Source organism: Nocardioides scoriae, from assembly GCF_900104965.1.
Lineage (GTDB): Bacteria > Actinomycetota > Actinomycetes > Propionibacteriales > Nocardioidaceae > Marmoricola > Marmoricola scoriae.
Genome location: NZ_LT629757.1, coordinates 490,986 through 515,787, shown reverse-complemented (window position 1 = coordinate 515,787; position 24,802 = coordinate 490,986). Strand labels below are relative to the sequence as shown.

20 protein-coding genes and 1 tRNA gene are annotated in these 24,802 nt (G+C 73.4%); 11 read left to right on the top strand and 10 right to left on the bottom strand.

All coding sequences use genetic code 11. The annotated features are described in order from the left end of the window. Window positions 1–26: 26 nt before the first annotated feature. Window positions 27–443, bottom strand: a complete 417-nt coding sequence (locus BLU55_RS02445) for a DUF3052 domain-containing protein (protein ID WP_269457937.1) — start codon at window positions 441–443, stop codon at window positions 27–29. A 248-nt stretch (window positions 444–691) separates the two neighbouring features. Between BLU55_RS02445 and BLU55_RS02440 the strand changes: the two genes are divergently transcribed. The 3 genes from BLU55_RS02440 to aceE all read left to right on the top strand — a co-directional run bounded on the left by BLU55_RS02440 (window position 692) and on the right by aceE (window position 5,698). Then, complete coding sequence (locus tag BLU55_RS02440; protein WP_157682691.1) at window positions 692–1,210, top strand: NfeD family protein; 519 nt, start codon at window positions 692–694, stop codon at window positions 1,208–1,210. A 34-nt stretch (window positions 1,211–1,244) separates the two neighbouring features. Continuing rightward, window positions 1,245–2,774, top strand: a complete 1,530-nt coding sequence (locus BLU55_RS02435; protein ID WP_197681076.1) for a flotillin family protein — start codon at window positions 1,245–1,247, stop codon at window positions 2,772–2,774. A 176-nt stretch (window positions 2,775–2,950) separates the two neighbouring features. Further along, window positions 2,951–5,698 carry a pyruvate dehydrogenase (acetyl-transferring), homodimeric type gene (gene aceE / locus BLU55_RS02430; RefSeq protein WP_231917139.1) on the top strand — a complete coding sequence of 916 codons (2,748 nt, stop codon included), beginning with the start codon at window positions 2,951–2,953 and terminating at the stop codon, window positions 5,696–5,698. A gap of 223 nt (window positions 5,699–5,921) precedes the next feature. Here the strand turns inward: aceE and BLU55_RS02425 are convergent, their stop codons facing one another. Next, on the bottom strand, window positions 5,922–6,926 hold the full coding sequence (locus tag BLU55_RS02425; RefSeq protein WP_091725625.1) for an alpha/beta fold hydrolase: 1,005 nt from the start codon (window positions 6,924–6,926) through the stop codon (window positions 5,922–5,924). Between the two features lie 197 nt (window positions 6,927–7,123). Here BLU55_RS02425 and BLU55_RS02420 point away from each other — a divergent pair, with 197 nt between their 5' ends. Then, window positions 7,124–7,378 (top strand): acyl carrier protein, encoded by a 255-nt coding sequence (locus BLU55_RS02420; RefSeq protein WP_157682690.1) that lies wholly within the window; start codon window positions 7,124–7,126, stop codon window positions 7,376–7,378. Window positions 7,379–7,411: 33 nt separating this feature from the next. Here BLU55_RS02420 and BLU55_RS02415 read toward each other — a convergent pair whose 3' ends face one another. Together BLU55_RS02415 and BLU55_RS02410 are read right to left on the bottom strand one after the other, a co-directional pair. Then, window positions 7,412–7,930: a DUF3145 domain-containing protein gene (locus BLU55_RS02415; protein WP_172833851.1), complete on the bottom strand. Its 519-nt coding sequence runs from the start codon at window positions 7,928–7,930 to the stop codon at window positions 7,412–7,414. 154 nt (window positions 7,931–8,084) lie between these two features. Beyond that, the gene (locus BLU55_RS02410) at window positions 8,085–8,897 is read right to left on the bottom strand and encodes a PP2C family protein-serine/threonine phosphatase (protein WP_157682689.1); all 813 of its coding nucleotides are present in this window, start codon (window positions 8,895–8,897) and stop codon (window positions 8,085–8,087) included. Window positions 8,898–9,011: 114 nt separating this feature from the next. Between BLU55_RS02410 and BLU55_RS02405 the strand changes: the two genes are divergently transcribed. Continuing rightward, on the top strand, window positions 9,012–10,373 hold the full coding sequence (locus tag BLU55_RS02405) for a hemolysin family protein (protein ID WP_231917009.1): 1,362 nt from the start codon (window positions 9,012–9,014) through the stop codon (window positions 10,371–10,373). Continuing rightward, window positions 10,370–11,416, top strand: coding sequence for a hemolysin family protein (locus BLU55_RS02400; RefSeq protein WP_091725612.1), 1,047 nt, complete (start codon window positions 10,370–10,372; stop codon window positions 11,414–11,416). Before BLU55_RS02405 ends, BLU55_RS02400 begins: the two co-directional genes overlap by 4 nt. A 4-nt stretch (window positions 11,417–11,420) precedes the next feature. Here BLU55_RS02400 and BLU55_RS02395 read toward each other — a convergent pair whose 3' ends face one another. From BLU55_RS02395 to BLU55_RS02385, 3 genes are all read right to left on the bottom strand, one after another. Continuing rightward, window positions 11,421–13,472 carry an ATP-binding protein gene (locus BLU55_RS02395; protein ID WP_091725610.1) on the bottom strand — a complete coding sequence of 684 codons (2,052 nt, stop codon included), beginning with the start codon at window positions 13,470–13,472 and terminating at the stop codon, window positions 11,421–11,423. After that, window positions 13,469–14,545 (bottom strand): DNA adenine methylase, encoded by a 1,077-nt coding sequence (locus tag BLU55_RS02390; protein WP_091725608.1) that lies wholly within the window; start codon window positions 14,543–14,545, stop codon window positions 13,469–13,471. The genes BLU55_RS02395 and BLU55_RS02390 overlap by 4 nt, the downstream gene beginning before the upstream one ends. Window positions 14,546–14,632: 87 nt before the next feature. Further along, window positions 14,633–15,433, bottom strand: coding sequence for an HAD-IIA family hydrolase (locus tag BLU55_RS02385; RefSeq protein ID WP_091725605.1), 801 nt, complete (start codon window positions 15,431–15,433; stop codon window positions 14,633–14,635). Between the two features lie 31 nt (window positions 15,434–15,464). Here BLU55_RS02385 and BLU55_RS02380 point away from each other — a divergent pair, with 31 nt between their 5' ends. Further along, a complete protein-coding gene (locus BLU55_RS02380) occupies window positions 15,465–16,043 on the top strand; it encodes a maltose acetyltransferase domain-containing protein (RefSeq protein WP_197681075.1) in 579 nt (192 codons plus the stop codon). Window positions 16,044–16,056: 13 nt separating this feature from the next. After that, window positions 16,057–18,189 (top strand): S9 family peptidase, encoded by a 2,133-nt coding sequence (locus BLU55_RS02375; RefSeq protein WP_091725602.1) that lies wholly within the window; start codon window positions 16,057–16,059, stop codon window positions 18,187–18,189. Between the two features lie 346 nt (window positions 18,190–18,535). Here BLU55_RS02375 and BLU55_RS02370 read toward each other — a convergent pair whose 3' ends face one another. Both BLU55_RS02370 and BLU55_RS02365 read right to left on the bottom strand, forming a co-directional pair. Further along, a complete protein-coding gene (locus BLU55_RS02370; RefSeq protein WP_091725599.1) occupies window positions 18,536–19,321 on the bottom strand; it encodes an SDR family oxidoreductase in 786 nt (261 codons plus the stop codon). A gap of 24 nt (window positions 19,322–19,345) precedes the next feature. After that, a tRNA-Ile gene (locus tag BLU55_RS02365) sits at window positions 19,346–19,419 on the bottom strand. Between the two features lie 166 nt (window positions 19,420–19,585). On the opposite strand from BLU55_RS02365, the gene BLU55_RS02360 reads away from it, so the two are divergent. Continuing rightward, on the top strand, window positions 19,586–20,218 hold the full coding sequence (locus BLU55_RS02360) for an ANTAR domain-containing protein (protein WP_157682688.1): 633 nt from the start codon (window positions 19,586–19,588) through the stop codon (window positions 20,216–20,218). 120 nt (window positions 20,219–20,338) lie between these two features. Further along, on the top strand, window positions 20,339–22,126 hold the full coding sequence (locus BLU55_RS02355; protein ID WP_091725593.1) for a histidine kinase N-terminal 7TM domain-containing protein: 1,788 nt from the start codon (window positions 20,339–20,341) through the stop codon (window positions 22,124–22,126). A 28-nt stretch (window positions 22,127–22,154) separates the two neighbouring features. Here the strand turns inward: BLU55_RS02355 and BLU55_RS02350 are convergent, their stop codons facing one another. After that, on the bottom strand, window positions 22,155–23,828 hold the full coding sequence (locus tag BLU55_RS02350) for a DEAD/DEAH box helicase (RefSeq protein ID WP_091725590.1): 1,674 nt from the start codon (window positions 23,826–23,828) through the stop codon (window positions 22,155–22,157). A gap of 163 nt (window positions 23,829–23,991) precedes the next feature. Between BLU55_RS02350 and BLU55_RS02345 the strand changes: the two genes are divergently transcribed. Further along, complete coding sequence (locus BLU55_RS02345; RefSeq protein WP_091725587.1) at window positions 23,992–24,735, top strand: PIG-L deacetylase family protein; 744 nt, start codon at window positions 23,992–23,994, stop codon at window positions 24,733–24,735. Window positions 24,736–24,802: the final 67 nt, after the last annotated feature.

Sequence of the window (24,802 nt, the reverse complement as noted above, 5' to 3'; positions counted from 1 at the left end):
GAGGGGGTGCCTCCTGTGGGTGAGCGTCAGCGGGTCTTGGGCGCGACGAGGCGCGTCCCGGACCACTCTCTACCCACAGCAACGGTCGTCGTCGTGGAAAGTCCCGCGATGGGCGCAGATTCGGCCACTTCCGCCGGGTCCACGGCTCCGGGACGTCCGACCTTGGGGCTCAGCAGCCAGATGGCGCCGCCCCCCACGAGGTCGGTCAACGAGTCCACGAGGGCGTCGACCAGGTCGCCGTCGTCGTCGCGCCACCACAGCACCACCGCGTCGACCACGTCGCCGTGGTCACCGTCGACCATGTCGGCGTCGATGGTGTCCTCGATGGACTTGCGGACCTCGTCGTCGACGTCCTCGTCCCAGCCGAGCTCCTGCACGACCATGCCGGGCTTGAGACCCAACCGGTCCCCCAGCCCCACGTCGCCCCCTGCGCTCGGGCTCACCCTGATGCCTCCAACTCTGGTCCCCCAGTTGCCTCACGCGGGGGGCTCCCCGCGTGATCGTGCCCGTAGTCCACTAGACCTGTCTGCCAGACGCAAGCCTGAGCACGCCTGACCCGCCGGTGGGAGGTGGTGGACACCCGCCACCGGACAGGCCCGCGGAACCCCTGCCGGTGGCGCCGACGGCGGCTACGATCCCGGTCCCGGCCCAGGCCGGGTCTCGCACCACCGACGGTCAGGGGGGCCACCGGGTGACGACGTTCCTCGTCTGCGGCGTGGTCGGCCTGGTCGTGCTGCTCGTGTCCCTGGTCCTCGGCGACGTCCTCGACGGCGCCCTGGACGCGCTCGCGGGCGACGCCTTCTCCACCGCGGTGCTCGGCGGCTTCGTCGCGGCCTTCGGCTTCGGCGCCGCGATCGCGGACTCGGCCGGTGCGCCGTTGCTGGTCTCGGTGCCGGTCGGCGTGGTGGCCGGCGTCGCCGTCGGCTGGCTGGCCGCCTGGCTCACCCGCCTGGTCCGCGACGGCGGCAGCGACGGCACCCTCGAGGCCGACGACCTGCTCGGTCGCGAGGGCCAGGTCGTCAGCGCCGTCCCCGCGGACGGCTACGGCACGGTGCGGGTGCTGGTCGGCGGGCACGTCGTACGACTCAACGCGCGGGCGGACGGGGCGATCGAGCCCGGCACGGCCGTGCACGTCACCTCGGTGCTGTCGCCCACCGCTGTCACCGTCGCCCCCGTGTGGGGCGAGCTCGGCACCACCGCCGAGCCCTGATCCCCCGACCCCGACCTCTCGGAAAGGCCCCCACGTGCTGCCTGGCTACGCGATCCCCCTGATCGGCTTCGTCGTCCTGCTCGTCCTCCTCCTGCTGCTGGTGACGAGCCGCTACAAGGTCGCGGGACCCAACCAGGCCTTCATCGTCACCGGCCGCAAGGGCAAGGCGGTGCTCAACCCCGAGACCGGCGCGCTGTCGACCGACCTGTCGGGACAGAAGGTGATCCTCGGCGGCGGCACCTTCGTGATCCCGTTCGTGCAGAAGCTCGCCACGATGGACCTCTCGAGCCGGCGGATCTCGGTGCAGATCCGTGGCGCCGTGTCCGGCCAGGGCATCAAGCTCAACGTCGAGGGCGTCGCCATCGTCAAGGTCGGCGGCAACGCCGACCAGATCCGGCTGGCCGCGCAGCGCTTCCTGTCCCAGCAGCAGGACGTCGAGCCCTTCACCCAGGAGGTGCTCGCCGGTGCGCTGCGGTCGATCGTCGGTGGCCTGACCGTCGAGCAGATCATCCGCGACCGGGCCGCCTTCGCCCAGCGGGTCGCCGACGAGTCCGAGAACTCCCTCACCGGCCAGGGCCTGATCCTCGACACCTTCCAGATCCAGGACGTCACCGACGACGGCAGCTACCTCGCCGACCTCGGTCGCCCCGAGGCCGCGCGCATCGGCCAGGCCGCCTCCATCGCCGAGGCCAACGCCCGCCAGGCCGCGGAGCAGGCCCGCATCAAGGCCGAGGAGGAGATCGCGATCGCGCAGCGGACGCTGGCCCTCAAGCAGGCCGAGATCAAGGCCGAGACCGACGCGGCGTCCGCCCAGGCCGCGGCCGCCGGCCCGCTGCGCCAGGCCGACCGCGACCAGGCGATCCTGCTGGAGCAGGAGAAGGTCGCCGTCCGGCAGGCCGCGCTGACCGAGCGCCAGCTCGAGACCCAGGTGCGCAAGCCCGCCGACGCCGCGCGCTACAAGGTCGAGCAGGAGGCCGAGGCCAACCGGACCGCCGAGATCGCCGGCGCCGAGGCCCGCAAGGCCGCCTCGATCGCCGCCGCCCAGGCCCGGGCCGAGGAGGCCCGGCTGTCCGGCGAGGCCGAGAAGTCGCAGCGCACCGCGCTGGCCGAGGCCGAGGCCATCGAGGGCCAGAAGCGCGGCGAGGCCGAGCGGGCCCGTCGCGTCGCGGAGGCCGAGGCCACGCGGGCCGAGGGCGAGGCGCAGGCCGCCGCCACCCTGGCCGTCGGTCAGGCCGAGGCGGAGGCGATGGACAAGCGCGCCGAGGCGTTCGCGAACTACAACGACGCCGCCGTGCTGCAGATGCTCATCGAGGTGCTGCCCCAGATCGCCAAGGAGGTCGCGGCTCCCATCGGCGCCATCGACCAGCTCACCGTCATCTCCACCGACGGCGCCGGCGCGATGCCCAAGCAGGTGACCGACAACGTGGTGCAGACCCTCTCGATGCTCAAGACCACCACCGGTCTGGACCTCGAGGGCCTCATCAAGCGGACGGTCGAGGGCGCCGTCGGCGGCACCTCCGCCGACGCCTCGACGGCCTCCCGGACGCCCGTCACCCGCGACTAGGGCGGGGGCCGCCGAGTCGGGCGCGGCCACGTACCCGTCAGTAGATTTCCCCCTGCTCGGGTCGGTGGCACGATTGACCCGTGAGCGACTCCGAGAAGACCTCTTCGCAGGACGACCAGACGGCTGTCCCCGCCCAGGCCCCCACCCCCCAGGCCTCGGCTCCGCGCGCCTCTGTCATCCACGAGGGGCTGCCGACCCAGCTGCCCGACATCGACCCCGACGAGACCCAGGACTGGCTCGACTCGTTCGACGCCATGCTGGACGACCGCGGCCGCGACCGGGCCCGCTACGTGATGCTGCGGCTCCTCGAGCGCGCCCGCCAGCACTCCGTCGGCGTCCCCGGGCTGCGCAGCACCGACTACATCAACACCATCGCGCCCGAGCGCGAGCCGTGGTTCCCCGGCGACGAGGAGACCGAGCGCCGGATCCGCGCCTTCATCCGGTGGAACGCCGCGGTGATGGTCTCCGACGCCAACCGGCCCGGGCTGGAGGTCGGCGGCCACATCGCGACGTACCAGTCCTCCGCCTCGCTCTACGAGGTCGGCTTCAACCACTTCTTCAAGGGCAAGGACGCACCCGGCGGCGGCGACCAGATCTACATCCAGGGCCACGCCGCCCCCGGTGTGTACGCCCGCGCCTACCTCGAGGGCCGGCTGACCGAGGAGCAGCTGCTGCGCTTCCGCCAGGAGGTCCAGCACGGCAAGGGCAAGGGGCTCTCGTCGTACCCCCACCCGCGCCTGATGCCGGAGTTCTGGGAGTTCCCCACCGTCTCGATGGGCCTGACCGCCATCAACTCGATCTACCAGGCGCGGTTCAACCGCTACCTGCACAACCGCGGCATCAAGGACACCTCGCAGCAGAACGTCTGGGCCTTCCTCGGCGACGGCGAGATGGCCGAGCCGGAGTCCCTGGGTGCGCTGCGCGTCGCCGCCCGCGAGGAGCTCGACAACCTCACCTGGGTCATCAACTGCAACCTGCAGCAGCTCGACGGCCCCGTGACCGGCAACGGCAAGATCATCCAGGAGCTCGAGGCCAACTTCCGTGGCGCCGGGTGGAACGTCATCAAGGTGATCTGGGGCCGCGAGTGGGACGACCTGCTCGCCCGCGACGTCGACGGCGTGCTGGTCAACGCCATGAACAGCACCCCCGACGGCGCCTTCCAGACCTACTCGGTCGAGGACGGCGCCTACAACCGCGAGCACTTCTTCGGCGCCGACCCGCGCCTGCGCAAGATGGTCGAGCACATGAGCGACCGGCAGATCGAGAAGCTGCCGCGCGGCGGCCACGACTACCGCAAGGTGTACGCCGCCTTCGACAGCGCCGCCAAGCACGCCGGTCAGCCGACCGTGATCCTGGCGCACACCGTCAAGGGCTGGACCATCGAGGGGCTGGAGGGCAAGAACGCCAGCCACCAGATGAAGAAGCTCAAGAAGGACGACCTCAAGAAGTTCCGCGACCGGCTCTACCTGCCGATGTCGGACAAGGAGATCGACGCGACGTACGACGCCACCGGCACCGCGCCCTTCTTCCACCCCGGCAAGGACAGCGCCGAGATCGAGTACATGATGGAGCGCCGCCACCAGCTCGGCGGCTCGATCCCCCGCCGCGTCATCCGGGCCAAGGAGCTCAAGGTCCCCGGCGACGAGAGCTACAAGGAGCTCAAGCAGGGTTCGGGCAAGTCGAAGATCGCCACCACGATGGCCGTCGTCCGGCTGCTGCGCGACTGGATGAAGAACGAGGAGATCGGCAAGCGGATCGTGCCGATCGCCCCCGACGAGTACCGCACCTTCGGCATGGACTCGATGTTCCCGAGCGCCAAGGTCTACAACCCGTTCGGCCAGCGCTACGAGTCGGTCGACCGCAAGCTGCTGCTCAAGTGGCGCGAGGACGTCGACGGGCAGCTGCTCCACGAGGGCATCTCCGAGGCGGGCGCGATGGCGTCGGCCACGGCCGCCGGGTCGTCGTACTCCACCCACGGCGAGGTGATGATCCCGTTCTACATCTTCTACTCGATGTTCGGGTTCCAGCGCACCGGCGACTCGATCTGGGCGATGGCCGACCAGCTGGCCCGCGGCTTCCTCATCGGCGCCACCGCTGGTCGCACCACGCTCACCGGTGAGGGCCTGCAGCACGCCGACGGCCACTCTCCGCTGCTGGCGGCGACCAACCCCGCCGTCGTGCACTACGACCCCGCGCACGCCTACGAGGTCGCGCACATCATGCAGGACGGCCTGCGCCGGATGTACACCTCGACCGAGGAGCACCCCCACGGCGAGGACGTCATCTTCTACATGACCGTCTACAACGAGCCGACCAGCCAGCCCAAGGAGCCCGAGGACCTCGACCTCGAGGGCCTGTTCAAGGGCATCTACAAGTTCGGCGAGGCCCCCGAGTCGACCGGCGGCGACGCGCCCCGCGTGCAGCTGCTCGCCTCCGGCATCGGCTTCCCGTGGGTCGAGAAGGCCCAGCGGCTGCTGGCCGACGACTGGGGCGTGGCGGCCGACCTGTGGTCGGTCACCTCGTGGAACGAGCTGGCCCGCGACGCCGTCGAGGCCGAGAAGTGGTCGCTCAACCACCCCGAGGAGCAGGCCCGCGAGGCCTACGTCACCACCAAGCTCGAGGGTGCCGTCGGTCCGGTCGTCGCGGTCAGCGACTACATGCGCGCCGTGCCCCTGCAGATCGCCCACTGGGTCCCGGAGGACTTCCACGTCCTCGGCACCGACGGCTTCGGCTTCGCCGACACCCGTCCCGCCGCCCGCCGGTTCTTCCAGGTCGACGCCGAGAGCGTCGTCGTGGCGTCGCTGCGGGCCCTCGCCCAGCGCGGCGAGGTCAAGCCCGAGGTCGTCGCCGAGGCCTTCGCGAAGTACCGCATCGACGACCCCACCGCCGTCGCCGACGTGAAGCAGGAGGGCGGGGACGCGTAGGCGTCCGCCTGGGGGGGGCGGTTTCCCCGGTCGACCGGGGAAACCGCCCGCCGAAACGGGCGAAGCGGACGTCAGCGGGCAGTACTCCCGTCACCGGCGTCCGCTTCGTCCGTTCCCGCCAGCGGTCGGCGAGCGGTGGTACGCCGGCACGCGTAGGCGGGCGTGCGGTCACGGGCCGTCGGAGGTGCGTGCGGCGACGGCGCGGGTCCTGCGACCGGACCGCTCAGGCGCCCTTCGTCGGCAGCTGGGCCACGGGGGCGAGGGGGCGGCCGCCGGCGACGGCCTGGTTGGCCGGGGTGGCGGGGCCGTTGCGGAGCAGGGTGCGCCAGCGTCCGCGGTGGTACGCCGCCGGCTGGGTCGCGCGGATGAAGTCGTTGACGATCTTCACGAAGCGCTCGGGGTGGTCCTTGTGGGGGAAGTGCCCGCTGTTGGGCAGGATCTCCACGACGGCGCCGGGGGCGATCCGGGCGGCGTTCTCGGCGTGCTTGGCCGGGATCACCAGGTCGTCGGTGCCCCACACGACCAGCATCGGCATCGCCTGGGTCAGGTAGGCCCGGTCGACCATGGTGACGATCTGGCCCTTCATGTCGACCACCGCGCGCACGACGTGGGCGATGGCCGCGCGGGCGCGGGGGTCCTTGAACGACTCGTAGATGTCGGCGACCTCACCGAGGTCGCGGGTGCCCGTCAGGCCGGTGCGCGAGAGCACCCGCAGGCCGGCCTTTCCGACGTGCCGCACGCCGGGCAGGGTCGCCACGCCCATGGCCTGGTGGAAGCCGGGCAGGGTGATGAGGCGGATCAGCGGGGTGACCTCGGGGCCGAGGCCACCGGGGGCGACCAGGATCATCCGCTCGGTGCGCTCGGGGAACTGGTAGGCGTACTGCATGGCGATGCCGCCGCCGAAGCTGTGGCCGACCACGGTCACCTTGTCGATGCCGAGCACGGTCAGCAGGTCGCGCATGCCGTTGGCGTAGCCGCCCACGCTGTAGTCGGCACGCGGCTTGGAGCTGACGCCGTGGCCGAGCAGGTCCGGGGCGATCACGGTGAAGTGGCGCGCGAGGTCGCGGATGACGGGCGACCAGGTGGTGTGGTCGCAGCCGAGGCCGTGGAGCAGCAGCAGGGCGGGGCCCTGGCCGGCCTTGACGAAGGCCCGCTCGTGGCCGTGGATCGTGACGCGCTGCAGGCGGAAGTCGGGCCCGCTGTCGGGACAGTCGCTGTCCGATCTCATGCGCGCTCCTCGGATAGGGGCCCCTCGCGAGGCGGCGTGTCCCTGGGAGTCAACCACGCACCGGGACCGGCTGGCGGGTCGAACCGCCAGATAGTTGAGATGTGGACCAGACAGGCCGGATCCGCATCCCCGCAGGGCGATTCCCCTGCTCGACGTACCCCCCGGGACCGGGTCCGACACCCCGTAGGCTGCCTCCCGTGCCGCAGACGTTCCCGCCCCACCTCGTGGCCGAGGTGGCCTCGCTCGTCGAGCTGGTCACCGGCACGCCGAGCGCCTCGGTCCGCCCCGAGAGCCGCTTCGTCGACGACCTCGAGGTCGACTCGCTGTCCATGATCGAGGTGCTCGAGGGCCTCGAGCGACGCCTCGGCGTGGTCGTGGCCGACAGCGCGACCTCGCAGCTGGTGCACGTGGGCGACCTCCTCGACTACCTGGTCACCCACGGCGCGCGCTGAGCGGCCCGGCTGCCGCCGGGAGCGCACGGCGGCTCAGACGACGTGGTGCAGCCAGCGCACCGCGACGCCCTCGCCGGCGTGGCGGAAGGTCTCCAGCTCGTCGTCCCAGGGCTTGCCGAGCAGCTTGTCGACCTCGAGCTCGAGGGTGGTCTCGCCGAGCGCGGACTTCACGACCGCCGCCTTGAGCCGGTCCTCGGGGATCATCACGTCGCCGTGCAGCCCGGTGACGGCGTGGAAGACGCCCAGCGTCGGCGTGGCCGAGTAGCGCGCCCCCTCCGTGCTGGACGTGGACTCCTCGGTCACCTCGAAGCGCAGGTGGTTCCAGCCGCGCAGGGCCGAGGTGAGGGCCGCGGCGGTGCCGATCTCGCCCGCCCAGGAGTACTCCGTGCGGTAGCTGCCCGCCTGCGCCGGCTGCGGGGTCCACTCGACGCGCGGCGCCAGGCCGAGCACGCCGCCGACCGCCCACTCGATGTGCGGGCACAGCGCTGAAGGCGCGGAGTGGACGTAGAGCACTCCGCGCGTGGTGGGACGGTTGTTCGCTGCTGCAGTCACGGAGACCTCCTGTGCACCGGCGTCGAGGTACGCCTTCCCCAGCGGTCTCGAGATGGTGCGTGCAGGTCACGTGTCGTGCGTGCAGTGATGGACTTGTGGGTCCATTGTGACCCAGCGGCACGCATGAGACCAGTGAAACGGCAGAAATGCCTCGTCAGGCGCTGCGCGGCAGGCGTACGGCGCCCGCGTCCACCACGAGCCGGGGGTCACGACCCGCGCCGACCAGCCGGCCCCCGGAGCGCCAGGTGGCGCCCTCGACGACCGTGGCGAGCAGGCAGGTGACGTTGTCGCGCCCGCCCGCGGCCAGGGCGGCGGCCACCAGGTCGTCGACCGCGGCGTCGTCGTCGTCGTGGGCCAGCAGCAGCTGCTCCAGGTCGGGCTCGCCCACCAGGTCGGTGAGGCCGTCGCTGCACAGCAGCACGCGGTCCCCCGCCCGCAGCGGCAGCCAGGTGAGGTCACCGGTCTCCCGGGGGTCGCCGGCCAGGACGCGGGTGACGACGTGGCGCCACGGGTGGTGCTCGCGGGCGGACTCCTCGAGGCGACCGGCGTCGAGGAGCTCCTGGACGAAGCTGTGGTCGCGCGTCACCCGGGTGAGGCTGCCCGCGCGCAGCACGTAGCCGCGCGAGTCGCCGAGGTGGAGCAGCGCGAACCGCTCGCCGTCGCCCAGCACGGCGGTGAGCGTCGTGCCCATGCCGGTGCGCCGGTCGTCCTGCCGGACGCCCAGGGCCACCCGCTCCTGGGCCAGCCGCACCGCCTCGCCGAGCACCTGCACCGGGTCCGCGCGCGGGGCGGCGAGGACCGCGGAGGAGAGGACGTGGACGGCCGTGGCGGAGGCGACCTCGCCCGCGGCCGCTCCCCCGACGCCGTCGGCGACGGCCAGGAGGCTGGGGCCCGCGAAGCCCGAGTCCTCGTTGTCCTCGCGCACCAGGCCGGGGTGGCTCGCAGCAGCACCGGAGAAGCTCAGCACCCGACTCACCTCCCTCTCGCTCACCCGGTCCAACGACCACCGGTGGGGTGGTGTTCCCCACCCGGCCCCCTCCGACGTGTGCGCACCCCCACCCGACCCGCCACAATGGCTCGCATGGAATGGCTCCTGCTGGCGGTCTCCGTCGGCCTCGTCCTCGCGTGCGGGGTCTTCGTCGCTGCCGAGTTCAGCTTCGTGACCGTCGACCGCTCCACCGTGGACAAGGCGGCCCAGGCCGGTGACGCCGGGGCCGAGGGGCTGCAGGAGGCGCTGAAGTCGCTGTCCACCCAGCTCTCGGGGGCGCAGGTCGGCATCACGCTGACCAACCTCGCCATCGGCTACCTGGCCGAGCCGGCCATCGCGGGGCTGATCCGCGGGCCGCTGGAGCTGGTCGGCACCCCCGACGCCGCCGTCACCCCGATCGCGGTGGCCGTGGGCCTGGTGCTGGCCACCGGCCTGACCATGATCTTCGGCGAGCTCGTGCCCAAGAACCTCGCCATCGCGCTCCCCCTGGAGGTCGCCAAGGCGACCCAGCGGCCGATGCGGGTCTTCACCACGGTGATGAAGGCGCCGATCCGGCTGCTCAACGGCTCGGCCAACGCCCTGGTCCGTGCGCTGGGCGCCGAGCCCCAGGAGGAGCTGCGCTCGGCCCGCTCGATCGACGAGCTGGCCTCGCTGACCAGCCGCAGCGCCACCGAGGGCACCCTCGACACCGAGACCGCCACGCTGGTGCAGCGCTCGGTCGCCTTCGGTCCGCGCTCGGCCGGCGAGATCATGACCCCCCGGGTGCAGATGGCCTGCGTCGACGCCACCGACCCGGTCAGCGAGATCATCGAGCTCTCCGGCCAGACCGGCTTCTCGAAGTTCCCCGTCATCAAGGGGTCCTCGGACCACGTCGTCGGCTCGGTGCACGTCAAGCAGGCGGTCGCGGTGCCCCGCTCGGAGCGTGGCGACACCCTGGTGCGCGAGGTCATGGTCGAGGCCACCGTGGTGCCCGAGTCGCTGCGGCTGGACCCCCTGCTCTCGCTGCTGCGCGGCGAGGGCTTCCAGATGGCCATCGTGTCCGACGAGTACGGCGGCACGGCCGGCGTGGTCACCCTCGAGGACGTCGTGGAGGAGATCGTGGGCGACATCGCCGACGAGCACGACCGCTACGGCTCCCGGCTGCGCCAGCGCCCCGACGGCTCGTGGATCCTCTCGGGGCTGCTGCGACCCGACGAGGTCGCCGACGGGACCGGGCTGCAGCTGCCCGAGGACGACGCCTACGACACCGTCGCCGGCCTGCTGGTCCGCGAGCTGGGCCGGATCCCCGAGCGTGGCGACCGGGTGCTGGTCCCGCTGCCGGTCGAGGTGCCCGAGGACGACGACGAGGACCCCGTGCAGGAGCACGTCGTGATGCGGGTCGAGCGGATGGACGGCCTGCGGGTCGACCGGATCTCGGTGCGGCGCCTCGTCCCGGAGACGGGTGAGGACCAGTGAGCACCCAGGCCGCCCTGCTGCTCGGCGTCGCCCTGCTGCTCGCCAACGCCTTCTTCGTGGGTGCCGAGTTCGCGCTCGTCTCCGCGCGCCGCACCCAGATCGAGCCGCGGGCCAAGCAGGGCTCGCGGATGGCCCGCTCGACCCTCCAGGCGATGGAGAAGGTCTCGCTGGTGATGGCCGGCGCCCAGCTCGGCATCACGGTGTGCTCGCTCGGCCTCGGCGCCGTGGCCGAGCCGGCGCTGGCACACCTCCTCGAGCCGGTTGCGCACGCCGTCGGCATCCCGGAGGTGTGGGTGCACCCGGTGGCCTTCGTGATCGCCTTGTTCGTGGTGGTCTACCTCCACGTGGTGCTCGGCGAGATGGTGCCCAAGAACCTCGCGCTCGCGGGCCCCGAGCGGGCCGCGCTGGCCTTCGGGCCCCCGATGATGGTCGTCATCACCGTGCTGCGCCCGGTGGTCTGGTTGTTCAACGCCGTCGCCAACGGCCTGATCCGGCTGCTCAAGATCGAGCCGCGCGACGAGGTGAGCTCCTCCTTCACCCGCGAGCAGGTGGAGGCGATGGTCGACGAGTCACGGGCCGAGGGCCTGCTGGAGGAGCGCGAGTACGAGCGCCTCTCCGGTGCGCTGGGCTTCACCTCGCGCACCGTCGCCGACGTGCTGCTCCCGCTCGCCCAGGTGCAGACCGTGCGCCGGGGCGCCCGCGCCTCGGACGTCGAGACCGTGTGCGCGCAGACCGGCTACTCCCGCTTCCCGGTGACCGGCGACGACGGCGCGCTGGTGGGCTACCTGCACATCAAGGACGTCCTGCAGAGCGACCCGCAGGGCCGGGCCCGCATCGTCGAGGACAAGTGGGTGAGGCCGTTCGCGACGGTCCGCGACTCCGACACCCTGGTCAACGCGCTGCAGACGATCCAGGCGCGCGGCGCCCACATGGCCCGGGTCGTCTCCGACCAGGGCGAGGTGCTCGGGGTGGCCACCCTCGAGGACGTCATCGAGGAGCTGGTCGGCGAGATCCGCGACGCCGCCCACGCCGAGGGCCACTAGGCGCTCAGCCGGCAGCGGGTGTCGCCACCGCCGGGAGCGTGAACACGAACGCCGTGCCGGGCCCGGTGGTCCGGGGCCGCGCCACGATGGTGCCGCCGTGGCGCTCCACGATGGTCTGGCAGACCGACAGCCCGATCCCGTGGCCCTCGTAGTCGCTGCCGGCGTGCGCCCGGTGGAGCACCGCGAAGATCGCCTCGTGCTGGCCCGGCGGCACCCCGACGCCGCGGTCGGCGACCACGACCTCGACGTGCTCGCCGACGACCCGGCCCGAGACGGTGACCTCGGCGGCGCGACCGCGCTCGACGTACTTGACGGCGTTGCCCACCAGGTTGCCCAGCAGCTGGCGCACCAGCACCTCGTCGGCGCGCGCCGCCGGCAGCGGGTCGACGGTGATGACGGGCGCCGCGCCCGTCACGGGCTCGCGCCACTGCGCCGCGACCGCCTCGGCGACCGCGGTGAGGTCGACCTCGCCGAGCCGCACCTGCGCGTGCCGCGAGGTGCTGGCCTCCAGCAGGCCCCCGATGAGGCGCCCCATCGTGTCGGTCGCCCCAGAGACGCGGGCCAGCACGCCCAGCACCTCGCCGGAGTCGACCTGGGGGGCCGCGGTCGCCTCGGCCTCGAGCAGCTCGGTCCACCCCTGCACCGTGCCGAGCGGGCCCTTGAGGTCGTGGGCCACCACGTGGGCGAAGGACTCCAGCGCGGCCCGCTGCGCGTGCTCGGCCGTGACGTCGTGGTAGATCACCACCGCCTGGCCCCGTCCGGAGTCGGAGGCGAAGGGCAGCCGTTGAGCGCTGACCCGCAGCACCCGCCTGTCGGCGCCGTCGCCGTGGTGGACCTCGGCGTCCTCGGCCACCACCCGCTCGCCGCGCAGGGCCCGGGCGAACGGCAGCTCGTCGAGGGCGAGGGGGCGGCCGTCGGCCCCCGAGACCCACGGGCCGGACCCGGTCGAGACCTCCCCCTGCGCCGCGACGCCGGGCACCAGCCGGGCCGCGGAGGGGTTGCGCAGCAGCACCCGGCCCTCGTCGTCGAGGACCACGAGCCCCTCGTGCATGGAGTCGATCACGGTCGAGAGCAGCGCCGCCTGGTTGCTGACCTCGGCGTGGGCCCGGCCCACCACGCGCGTCAGGGCCCGGCGCTCGACCGCCTGCAGCGCCAGCAGCATCCCCAGGGCCAGCACCGTGCCGATGAACAGCTGCGAGACCAGCGCCTGCTCGGCCCAGCTCGCTCCGCGGGCGAACGGCCCCACGCCCCGCAGCGTCGCCACCGCCACGCCCGCGCCGACCGCCAGCGAGTGCAGGGCCACGGTGCGGGGCCCGAAGCGCAGCCCCGCCCAGACGCTGGGCACGAGGAGCGGGAAGGCGAGCGGGAGGCCGGCGTACCGCCCGAAGACCAGGACGTAGAGGCCGGTCGTGGCCGCCACCAGCGCGACGAGCTCGAGGAGTCGCTCGGGCCCGCGCGGCACCAGCCCGGCGAACGGGTCGCCCCCGGTCGCCGGGACCCGACCCACGAGCACCACCACCACGGTCAGCACCACCAGGGCGCCGGCGGAGTTGCGGCCCAGCCACAGCAGGGAGTCCAGGGCGTCCCAGCTGCCGCGCAGCAGCCACAGGGCGAGGGTCCCGCTGAGCACCGCGGCCAGCGACGACGACACGGCCGTCACCAGCAGCGCGAGGAAGTCCCGCGGCGCGGTGAGGGGGCGGGTGCCGCCACCGCCGAGCAGGTGGGGGGCGGTGCCGCGCAGCACCAGCGCTCCGACGAAGGCCTGCACCACGTTGGGCACCACGAAGGCCGCGGACAGCGTCGGCTCGAGGCCGGTCCCGAAGTTGAAGCCGAAGGTCGCCACCGCCAGCAGCAGCCCGGCGACGGGCCACCAGCGCTGCGGGGCCAGGCCCAGGAGCAGCACGCTGCCGCCCGCCGCGGGCCACGCCAGGGCGAGGGTCTGGCCGGGGAAGGTCATCTCGCGGCCCAGCACGCCCAGCCCCAGGTACGCCGCGGCGCCGGCCACCAGCAGCGACGCCGTGCGCCCCGCGCCCGCCCGGGCCGACGCGCTGCTCACGCGCTCTCCCGACGGCTCGTCCCCGCCACGGCGACCGTGGCCCGCTCGACGCGCTCGGCGTCGCCCGCGACCACGAGGTACTCGACGTTGCGCAGCCGCCCGACGTCGCCCACCCGGCGACCGGTGCCGTCGTGGATCCCGATCTGCGCCCCGACGTAGCGCTTGGAGTCGAAGCCCAGGACCGCGACCCGCTCGTGGCCCGCGTCGCGCAGCGCCCCGACGAGCAGCTCCGGGGCCATCCACGACTCGTCGGTGCACGAGGCCACCACCAGGGACGCACGGGTGCGCCGCAGCAGGTCGGCCAGCGCCGCGGGCATCCGGGGGCGGCTGTTGAAGACGCTGCGGGTGGCGAGGTCGTCGCGGGCGTCGACCCGCTTGCAGGCCACCCCGTAGTGCTCGGGACGGTCCCAGCGGACCAGCGTCTCCCACACGTGGTAGTTGGTGAAGTAGCGGTGCTGGTTGTACGGCGGGTCCAGGTAGGCCAGGTCGACCGGGGGCAGCGCGTCGACCACCACCGAGGCGTCGCCGCGGACCGTGCGACCGCGGCCGGGGAGCAGGTCGGGGACCTTGAGCTCGAGGTCGGCGTGGCTGCGGGGCGCCCAGCTCTTGAGGTAGGCCATCTGCAGGCCGGTGGTCGAGTCGACCCGGTCGGCCGCGAGCAGCAGCGAGGTGAGCAGCAGCGGCCGCAGCGGGCCCTCGGGGTGGTCGCGCTCGATGGCGTCGCGGACGGCGTCGATGCGACGGCCGTTGTGGGGCTGGAAGAAGCGCGCCCGCTCGCAGAAGGTCTCGGTGACGTAGCCGTCGGTCCCCGGCAGCGCGTCGAGGCGGGCCACCTCGTCGGCGAGCGCGGCGTGGTCGACCTCGGCGGCGTCGGTGGACACGAAGCACTCGCCCAGCACCTGGCTGTACGTCGCGGTGTCGACCGCCGTCACCTCGAGCCCGCGGCGCTTGAGCTCCTGGGCGACCCGGGTGGTCCCGGTGAACAGGTCGACCGCCGTCCGGGCGCCGATCCCGGTGGCCAGGTCACCCAGCACCGGCACGAGGAGCCGTTTCGAGCCGAGGTACTTGATCACGGTCTCGCACTCTAGGGGTCCCGGACCCCGGCCACGGGCGAGTTCGGCGAACCCGCGCGGTGGTGTCGTGCGACGCGCCGGACCGGTCTACATCTCGCCGGAGCCGGCCCGGGCCAGCTCGACCAGGTCGGCCACCGAGTCCACGACGCGGGTGGGGCGGTAGGGGAAGGTGTCGATCATGTCGGGCCGCGTCGAGCCGGTCGTCACCAGCACGGTGCGGATGCCGGCCTCGAGGCCGCTGATGATGTCGGTGTCCATGCGGTCACCGATCATCACGGTGGTCTCGGAGTGGGCCTCGAGCCGGTTGAGCGCGCTGCGCATCATCAGCGGGTTGGGCTTGCCGATGTAGTAGGGCTGGCGACCGGTGGCGGTGCTGATGAGCGCCGCGACCGAGCCCGTGGCCGGCAGCGTGCCCTGCGGGCTGGGACCGCTCGGGTCGGGGTTGGTGGCGATGAAGCGCGAGCCCGCCTCGATGAGGCGGATCGCCTTGGTGATGGCCTCGAAGGAGTAGGTCCGGGTCTCCCCCAGCACGACGTAGTCGGGGTCGCGCTCGGTCATCACGTAGCCGATCTCGTGGAGCGCGGTCGTCATGCCCGCCTCGCCCACGACGTACGCCGTGCCGCCGGGCCGCTGGTCGGCCAGGAAGTCGGCCGTCGCCAGCGCGGAGGTCCAGATCGACTCCTCGGGCACGTCGATGCCGCTGCCGAGGAGCCGGGCCCGCAGGTCGCGCGGGGTGAAGATCGAGTTGTTGGTCAGCACGAGGAACTTCTTGCCCGACGCCTTGAGCGCCTCGATGAAGTCGCTGGCCCCGGGGATGGCGTCCTCCTCGTGGACGAGCACGCCGTCCATGTCGGTGAGCCAGGTCTCGACGGGGCGCACGGTCTCCATGGCCCCCATCGTCCCACGTAGCGTGGCCCGCATGCCGCCCCAGGACCTGCCGCTGATCCGGACCATGCGCGAGCGGATGCGGGCCGGCGAACCGTACGCCGTGGACGCCGGGCTCGTCGAGCTCGGCGACCGCGCCGCCGACCTCACCGACGCCCTCGACGCCGTCCCCGCCCGTGACCGCGCCCGCCGCCAGGAGCTCCTCGAGCGGCTGCTCGCCGCGGTCGGCGAGGACGCGGAGGTGCGCTCGCCGCTGCGGGTCGGCTACGGCTCCGGCATCACGGTCGGCGCCCGCTGGCGGGTCGGCCCCGGCCTCGTCGCCCTCGACTCCGCCCCCATCACCATCGGCGACGACGTCCGCCTCGACGCCCACGTGCAGCTGCTCACGCCGGTGCAACCGCTGGAGGCCGACCGCCGTCGCGCCGGCTGGGAGGCGGCCCGGCCGGTGACGCTGGGCGACGACGTGTGGCTGGGCGCCGGGGTCGTCGTGATGCCGGGCGTCACCATCGGCGCCGGCACCGTCGTGGGCGCCGGCTCGGTGGTCGTCTCCGACCTGCCGGCCGGGGTGCTGGCCGTCGGGAGTCCCGCCCAGGTGATCCGCCAGCTCGGCTGACTAGGCTCGTCGGGTGGATCCCCTCCAGCCCCCGACCACGCCCCCGACCGCTCCCACCCGGCGCACGACGCGGGTCCTGCACGGCCGCGAGCGGCACGACGACTACGAGTGGCTGCGCGCCAAGGAGGACCCCGAGGTGCTCGCGCTCCTCGAGGCCGAGAACGCCTGGACGCGGCACGCCACCGCGCACCTCGCGGAGCTGCGCGACCAGGTGGTCGAGGAGATCCGCAGCCGGACCCGGGAGACCGACCTGTCGGTGCCGACGCGCCGCGGCGGGCACTGGTACTACGGCCGCTCCTTCGTCGGCCGCGAGTACGGCGCCTCCTGCCGCGTCCCCGTCGCCGGGCCCGACGACTGGACCCCGCCCATGCCGGTCGAGACCGACCCCGGCCAGCCCGCGCTCCCGGGCGAGCAGGTGCTGCTCGACCTCGACGCGCTCGCCGAGGGCCACGAGTTCTTCTCGCTCGGCGCCAGCAAGGTCAGCCCCGACGAGCAGCTGCTCGCCTGGGCCACCGACACCGTCGGCGACGAGCGCTACGAGGTGCGCGTCACCGACCTGCGCACCGGCGAGCTGCTGCCCGACCGGCTGACCGGCACCGCCGGCAGCCTCACCTGGGAGCGCGACGGCAGCGCGCTCTACTACGTCACCGTCGACCACGCCTGGCGCGCCGACCGGGTCTGGCGCCACGTCCTGGGCACCGAGCAGGCCGCCGACGAGGTGGTCCTCCACGAGCCCGACGAGCGCTTCCGGGTCGGCGTGGGCCGCACCCGGTCGGACCGGTTCCTCGTGGTGGTGTGCCACTCCAAGACCACCGCGGAGTACCACGTCCTCGACACCGAGCGCCCCGAGCTCGGGCTGCGGCTGTTCCAGGGCCGCCGCGAGGACCTCGACTACAGCCTCGAGCACGCCGTGATCGCCGGCGAGGACCGCTTCGTCATCACCCACAACCACGACGGCCCCGACTTCGCGGTCGCCACCTCGCCGGTCGACCCGACCCCGGTCGAGGCCTGGGAGCCGCTGGTCCCCCACGACCCGTCCGTCCGCATCGAGGACGTCGACGCCTTCGCGACCCACCTGGTCGTCAGCCAGCGCTCGGGTGGCCTGACCAACCTCCGGGTGCTGACCCTGGGTGACGCGGGTGTCGAGGACGACTACCTGGTCGACTTCGACCGCGAGACCTACACGGTGGGCCTGCGCGGCAACCACGAGTTCGACACCCCCGTCGTGCGGCTCGGGTTCGGGTCGCTCTCGGTGCCCTCGTCGGTCTACGACCACGACGTGGCGACCCGGGAGCTGAGGCTGCTGCGGCGCACCCCCGTGCTCGGTGGCTACGACCCCGACGACTACGAGGAGCACCGGCTCTGGGTGCCCGCCCCCGACGGCGAGCAGGTCCCGGTCTCGCTCGTCGTACGACGTGACGCGCGGGCGCGCGGGCCGGTCCCGACCCTGCTCTACGGCTACGGCTCCTACGAGGCCTCGATGGATCCCGGCTTCTCGATCGCGCGACTCTCGCTGCTCGAGCGCGGGGTGGCCTTCGCCATCGCCCACGTGCGCGGCGGCGGCGAGCTCGGCCGGCGGTGGTACGACGACGGCAAGATGGAGCACAAGAAGAACACCTTCACCGACTTCATCGCCTGCGCCCGGTTCCTGCGCGACGAGGGCTGGGCCTCCCGCCTGGTCGCCGAGGGCGGCAGCGCCGGCGGCCTGCTCATGGGCGCGGTCGCCACCCAGGCGCCCGAGCTGTTCGACGGCGTGGTGGCCGGGGTGCCCTTCGTCGACAACCTCACCACCATGCTCGACGCGTCGCTCCCGCTGACGGTCACGGAGTACGACGAGTGGGGCAACCCCGAGGCGGACCCGGAGGTCTACGACTACATCGCGTCGTACGCGCCGTACGACAACGTGACCTCGGGCCCCTACCCCCCGATCCTCGCCGAGACCTCGCTCAACGACACCCGGGTGCTCTACGTCGAGCCCGCCAAGTGGGTCTCCCGGCTCCGCGCCAGCGCCCCCGACCGCCGCCCCGACGTCCTGCTCCGCACCGAGATGGCCGCCGGCCACGGCGGCGTCTCCGGCCGCTACCAGGCCTGGAAGGACCGCGCCTTCACCCTCGCCTGGATCCTCGACCGGCTCGGCCTCGCCTGAGGCGTCGATCCAAGGTGGTCGCGGGTCGCCCGGCGTGGGCGCGCGTCGTACGGCTGGCTGCTCGGCACCGGCGTGCGTCATGCGAGCGGGTCGTCCCGGCGACCACCTCGCACGACGTCCGGGCCGCTCACCGGCTCCACCCCGACCCCGACCAGTGGATCGGGGAGGATCGCTGTCACCTGGTGGCAGCAGACCTCCCCGATGACCACCGACCGTGATCGTGTGGGATCCGCGTCACCAGGTGACCCAGGACCCACACGATCACCTGGTCCGGCCGACCACGACCGCGCTCGATCGCACCGGGGCTGGACCACCGACCGGTCAGGGTCCGCGAGGAGACGTCGCCTCACACCACGATCGGGGCGGCCCCGCCGTCCATCGAGACGATGCTGCCGTTGACGTAGCTGGCGCGGGCGGAGGCGAGGTACATCACCGTCTCGGCGACCTCCCGCGGCTCCGCGAGGCGTCCCAGCGGGGCGCCGGCGGTCTGGCGGGCCAGGGCCTCGTCCTCGGAGATGCCCTCGAGGCGGGCGGCGGCCTTGATGCCCTCGCCGAGCCGCTCGGTGAGCGTGCCGGCGGGGTTGACCGCGTTGACGCGGACGCCCTGGGGCCCGTAGGCGTTGGCCAGCCCGGCCGTGGCCAGCATCAGCGCCGCGTTGGCGGCGCCGCCGGCGAGGTGGGTGGGGTTGGCGAGCTTGCCGCCGAAGCCGATCACGTTGACGATGCTGCCGCGCCCGCGCGCCGCCATCGCCTTCACGACCGGGTCGATGACGTGGACGTAGGTGAAGAACTTCGCCTGCATGGCGCCGCTCCACGCAGCGGCGTCGAGCTCCGGGTACGGCGTGCGCCGCGCGGCGCCCGCCGAGCAGACCAGCACGTCCACCGGTCCGGCCTCCGCCTCGACCCGGGCGACGACGTCGAGCGCCTGCTGCGGGTCGGTCAGGTCGGCCGCGAAGGTCCGCACGCGCTCGCCCGCCCCGAGCCGCTCGGCAGCGGCGTCGAGGTGGTCCTGGCTGCGCGAGACGAGCGCGACCCGCGCCCCCTCCGCGAGGGCGACCTCGGCGCACGCCAGGCCGATGCCCTTGCTGCCGCCGGTGACCAGGACGAGCGCGTCGCGCAGTTCGAGATCCATGCGGGGAGTCTAGGAAGTGCTGCGTAGGGCGGGTGGGGCTCGAACCCACGACCCAAGGATTATGAGTCCTCTGCTCTGACCGACTGAGCTACCGCCCCGCGGGCTCGCGGCCCGATCCAGCAGCCTAGGGCCCACGGCCGCGCCACCGCCGGACCACCCACCGTGCCGGACACCCTGTCCACCAGCCCGCACCATTGGGCACAATAGGCGTCGAGTCCTGCAGCGCGGCTCCTCTCGACCGTACGACGAAGGACTCATCGACCCGTGCCCCTCACGCCACCGCCACTCCCGGTCACCGGGCGCTGGACGCTCGACCTGGCTACGGGGCAGTCGCGGGTCTCCCCCGAGCTGCGGGCGATGACCGGGTGCGGAGCGACGCTGTCGTCGTGGGTGGACCAGCTGGCGCCCGACGCCCGCAAGCGGTTCGCCGAGCAGCTGGCCGGCGCCGTGCAGGACCACCGCTCGTTCGTGGCGCAGCACGCCTTCGCGACCAACGGGGGCGAGCGGGTGCTGAGCGTGCTGGGCCGGGTGGCGCACGACGAGCAGGGCCGGCCGGTGCTGGTCGACGGGGTGGTCGCCGACGTCACCGAGGACGCCGCGCGGATCGTGGCGGGCGCGGTCGGGTCGGCCGGGGAGCACCGGCCCTCGATCGAGCAGGTCAAGGGGGCGCTGATGGCGACGTACGCCATCACCGAGCGGGCCGCCTTCGAGCTACTCCGCGGCATCTCCAACCGCTACAACGTCAAGCTCGCGCTGCTGGCCGAGCAGGTCTCGGCCGCGATGACGGGCGGGACGCCGGCCGGGCGGGCCGGCGAGCCGATCCAGCTGCTGATCCGGGAGGCGGCGCGGGGCCTCGGGGCCGCCCCGGCGTCGCCGGGCGCCGGACCCACGGGCTGACCTGCACGGCTGCGGCCCGCGGCGGCGTACCGTGGGTGACGGGCGGGTCCTCCCGCCCCGGTCCCGGAGGGGACGTGCCCAGGGGGTGCCCGTGCTGACCAGCCTGCAGGTCGCGACCGCGTGCTGACGCTGCTGACCGCGCTGATGACGGCGACGGGCCTGATGCTCGCGGCCCTGGCGGCGTACGTCGGGTGGCGGCGCAGCTCGCGCGCCGGCGTCGCCCTGGCGGTGCTGCTGACCAGCGTCGCGTGGTGGGGCCTGGCCTACGCCCTGGAGCTGGGTGCGGCCGACGTGCCCACCAAGTCGCTGTGGGGCGACCTGAAGTACCTCGGCATCGCCTTCCTCGCCCCGGCCTGGCTGGTCTTCGTGCTGGAGTACACCGACCGCGGCCGGCTGGCGACCCGTCGCACGCTGGTGCTGCTGGCCGTCGAGCCGGTGCTCCTGCTGGCCGCCCTGGCGCTGCCGGCGACCCACGACCTGGTCCACAGCTACCCGCCCGGGGCGTCCGAGCAGGAGCTGCCCGTGGTGGGGACCGGGCCGCTGTTCTGGGTGCACCTCGCCTACTCCAACCTGCTGATCGTCGTGGCCACCGGTCTGTTCCTGGTCAGCATGGTGCGGCTCTCGGGCACCTACCGGCGGATGGCGCTGGTGCTGGTCGCGGCAGCCCTGCTGCCCTGGGTGGTCAACCTGCTGCACAACTTCGAGGTGGGGTGGTCCGCCCGGCTCGACCTGACGCCGTTCGCCTTCATCCTCACCGGCGCCGTGCTCGTGTGGGGGCTGTTCCGGGAGCGGCTGGTGCAGCTGGCGCCGCTGGCGCGCAGCGCCGTGGTCGAGCACATGGTCGACGGGGTGCTCGTCGTCGACGCCTTCGGACGGCTGACCGACGCCAACCCCGCGGCCACCGACCTGCTCGGCGCCTCGCGCTCGCGCCTGGTCGGGCACGCGCTGGAGGAGGTCCTCGCCACCTCCGGCGCCGTCGGCCAGGACGGCCGCGACCTGGTCGCGCTTCCCCACGCCGAGAGCGGGGCGCGCACCTTCGAGGTGCGCCGCGACCCGCTGCAGGACACGGGCGGGCGCGCCGCGGGCGAGCTCGTCATCCTCCACGACGTCACCGACCGGCTTCGGGTCGAGGAGACGCTGGCGGAGCTGCTGGTCGAGCGCTCCCGCGTCGCCGCGGCGCTGCAGCAGAGCCTCACCCCCGGCGAGCTGCCGCCGATGCCCGGGATGGAGGCGGTGGGGCGCTACGAGCCCGCCGGCGACGGCCACGAGATCGGCGGCGACTTCTTCGACGTCTTCCCGCTCGAGGACGACGCCTGGGGCGTGGTGCTGGGCGACGTCAGCGGCAAGGGCGCCGAGGCGGCGGCCGTGACCGCGATGGCGCGCTACACGCTGCGCGCGCTCGCCACCACGCGGCACCCGCCGAGCCGCACCCTCGCGCGGCTCAACCACCAGCTGCTGCACGCCACGGAGCTCGAGCGCCACGCCACCCTGGCGTACGCCGTCGTGCGCCCCGCCGCCGACACCGTCCAGGTCACGGTGAGCCTGGCCGGCCACCACCCGCCGCTGCTCAGCCGTCGCGACGGCGAGGTGGTCCCGGTCGGGGAGCTCGGCACCGTGCTGGCGCTCCTCGAGGACGGCGAGTGGCACGACGTCACCGTCGTGCTCGAGCCCGGCGACCTGCTGTGCCTGTTCACCGACGGGCTGGTCGAGGCGCGACGCGGGCACGAGATGTTCGGGACCGGGCGGGTCGAGGACGTGCTGGGACGCCTGCGCCGGGAGTCGCTGGCCGAGGTCGCCGACGAGCTGGTGCAGGCGCCGCGACGCTTCCACGGCCCCGCCCTGGCCGACGACCTCGCGGTGCTGCTGCTGCGGGCCGTCGGGCGCGCGGGGGCACCCCGGCTGGCCTGAGGCCGGCCGGGGGCCGGTCGGGCCGGGCTCAGCCCTTGTGGCGGGGCTTCTTGTGCGGAGGACCGTCGTGGTGCCGGGGCGGGCCGGAGCGACGCGGGCCGCGGTCGGGCTGCAGGTCGATGAGGATGCCGGAGATGCGCGTGTCGGCGAGCTTGGCCAGCGTCTCCTGCGACAGGTCCGCGGGCAGCTCGACGACCGTGAAGGCCGGCTTGATGTCGATGCGGCCGAAGTCCGAGCGCTTGAGGCCGCCCTCGTTGGCGAGCGCACCGACGATCATCCGGGGCTCCACGCGGTGGCGCTTGCCGACCTGGATCTTCCACGGCACCAGGTTGCTGCCGCTCTCGCGGCGCTCGCGGCGCTCGGGGGCGGGCTCGGGCATGTCCTCGATGAACAGCGGCTCGCCGTCCTGGGCCAGCACCGCCACGGCGGCCGCGACGTCGGCGACGGGCACGTCGTGCTCCGCGGCGTACGTCTCGACGAGCTCGCGGAAGACGCCGAGCTGCGAGTCACCGAGGGCCTGGCTGATCGCCTCGGTGAACTTGGTGACCCGGAACGCGTTGACGTCCTCGACGGTCGGCAGCTGCATCTGCTCAAGGGTGGTCCGGTTGGCCTTCTCGATCGACCGGAGCAGGTAGTTCTCGCGCGGCGTCACGAACGAGATCGCGTCACCGCTGCGACCGGCCCGGCCCGTGCGACCGATGCGGTGCACGTAGGACTCGGTGTCGGTGGGGATGTCGTAGTTGATGACGTGGCTGACCCGCTCGACGTCGAGGCCACGGGCGGCGACGTCGGTGGCCACGAGGATGTCGAGCTTGCCCTTGCGGAGCTGGTCGATGGTGCGTTCGCGCTGGGCCTGGGCGACGTCGCCGTTGAGGGCGGTCGCCGCGAAGCCGCGGGCCCGGAGCCGCTCGGCGAGCTCCTCGGTGGCGTGCTTGGTGCGGACGAAGACGATCATGCCGTCGAAGTTCTCGACCTCGAGGATGCGCGTGAGGGCGTCGACCTTCCGCGGGTGCGGCACCTTGAGGTAGCGCTGCTTGACGTTGGTGGCCGTGCCCTGCGACGACTTCACCGTGATCTCGGTGGCACCGGGGGCGTAGCGCTTGATGATGCGGCGGATCTGCGAGGGCATGGTCGCGCTGAACAGTGCGAGCTGCTTGCCCTCGGGGGTGCGGGCCAGGATCGTCTCGACGTCCTCGGCGAAGCCCATGTTGAGCATCTCGTCGGCCTCGTCGAGGACCACGAAGCGCAGGCCGCTCAGGTCGAGCGTGCCCTTCTCGAGGTGGTCCATGATCCGGCCGGGGGTGCCGACGACGACGTGGACGCCGCGGCGCAGCGCCGAGAGCTGCACGCCGTACCCCTGGCCGCCGTAGACGGGGAGCACGTGCAGGCCCTTGAGGTGGGAGCCGTAGCGGCCGAAGGCCTCGGAGACCTGCAGCGCGAGCTCGCGGGTGGGGGCGAGCACCAGCACCTGGGGCGAGGCCTCGCTGATGTCGATGCGCGAGAGGATCGGGAGCGCGAACGCGGCCGTCTTGCCGGTGCCGGTCTGGGCGAGGCCCACGACGTGCTGGCCGTCGAGGAGCGGCGGGATCGCCTCCGCCTGGATCGCCGAGGGGCTCTCGTAGCCGACGTCCTTGAGGACCTTCTCCACCCGCGGGTCCAGGCCCAGCTCGTCGAACTTGATGCCGTCGTTGCTCTCACTCACCGACCAAGGATAGGGGTGCTCCCGGCTGCGACCTATTCGGCGAGGTGTGCATTGCCCCACCCGCCCCGGAGCCCCCCTGCGGCGCCGCTGCCCGAGCCGCCGACCGGGCCGCTGGACGGGCCGCTGGACGGGCCGCCGCCGGGAGATGGCCTAGCGTCGGGCCATGGACACGCCCCCGCCCCTGCAGCCGCTCGACGAGACCTGGGAGCGGGCGCTGTGCGTGGTCGCCCACCCCGACGACCTCGAGTTCGGCGCGGCGGCCGCGGTGGCCCGGTGGACCGGCCAGGGCAAGTGGGTCGGCTACACGATGGTGACCAGCGGCGAGGCCGGCATCGACGCGATGGAGCCGGAGCGCTGCCGGGTGGTCCGCGAGGCCGAGCAGGTCGAGTCGGCCCGCCTGGTCGGCGTGGACAGCGTCGACTTCCTGCACCAGCCCGACGGCGTGCTCGAGCACGGCGTGGCGCTGCGGCGGCTGCTCGCCGCCGAGGTGCGCCGGCACCGTCCCGACGTCGTGGTGACGGCCAACTTCCGCGACACCTGGGGCGGACGCACCCTCAACCAGGCCGACCACGTCGCGGTCGGCCGCGCGGTCCTCGACGCCGTGCGCGACGCGGGCAACCGGTGGGTCTTCCCCGAGCAGGTGGCCGAGGGGCTCCAGCCGTGGGGCGGCGTGCGCGCGGTGTGGGCCTTCGGCTCCCCCGAGTCCGACCACGCCGTCGACACCACCGACACCTTCGACGCGGGCGTGGCCTCGCTCGAGGCGCACCGGGCCTACATCGACGGCCTGGGGTGGGAGGACTGGGACGCCCGCGACTTCCTCGAGGGCATCGCCCGCAGCACCGGCCAGCGGCTCGGCGTGCCCCTGGCGGCGGCCTTCGAGGTGGTGCCGATGGGCTGGGGCGACTGAGCGGGCGCCGTACGTCGCGACGCTGGCGGCCGACGATGTGACCCAACCCTGACGCAGCGGTAAGGTT

Coding starts and splice junctions, on each gene's coding strand:
- BLU55_RS02405 (WP_231917009.1), top strand. CDS start 9,012: ATGGAATGGCTCCTGCTGGCGGTCTCCGTCGGCCTCGTCCTCGCGTGC.
- BLU55_RS02345 (WP_091725587.1), top strand. CDS start 23,992: ATGGACACGCCCCCGCCCCTGCAGCCGCTCGACGAGACCTGGGAGCGG.
- BLU55_RS02385 (WP_091725605.1), bottom strand. CDS start 15,433: ATGGAGACCGTGCGCCCCGTCGAGACCTGGCTCACCGACATGGACGGC.
- BLU55_RS02425 (WP_091725625.1), bottom strand. CDS start 6,926: ATGAGATCGGACAGCGACTGTCCCGACAGCGGGCCCGACTTCCGCCTG.
- BLU55_RS02370 (WP_091725599.1), bottom strand. CDS start 19,321: ATGGATCTCGAACTGCGCGACGCGCTCGTCCTGGTCACCGGCGGCAGC.
- BLU55_RS02380 (WP_197681075.1), top strand. CDS start 15,465: ATGCCGCCCCAGGACCTGCCGCTGATCCGGACCATGCGCGAGCGGATG.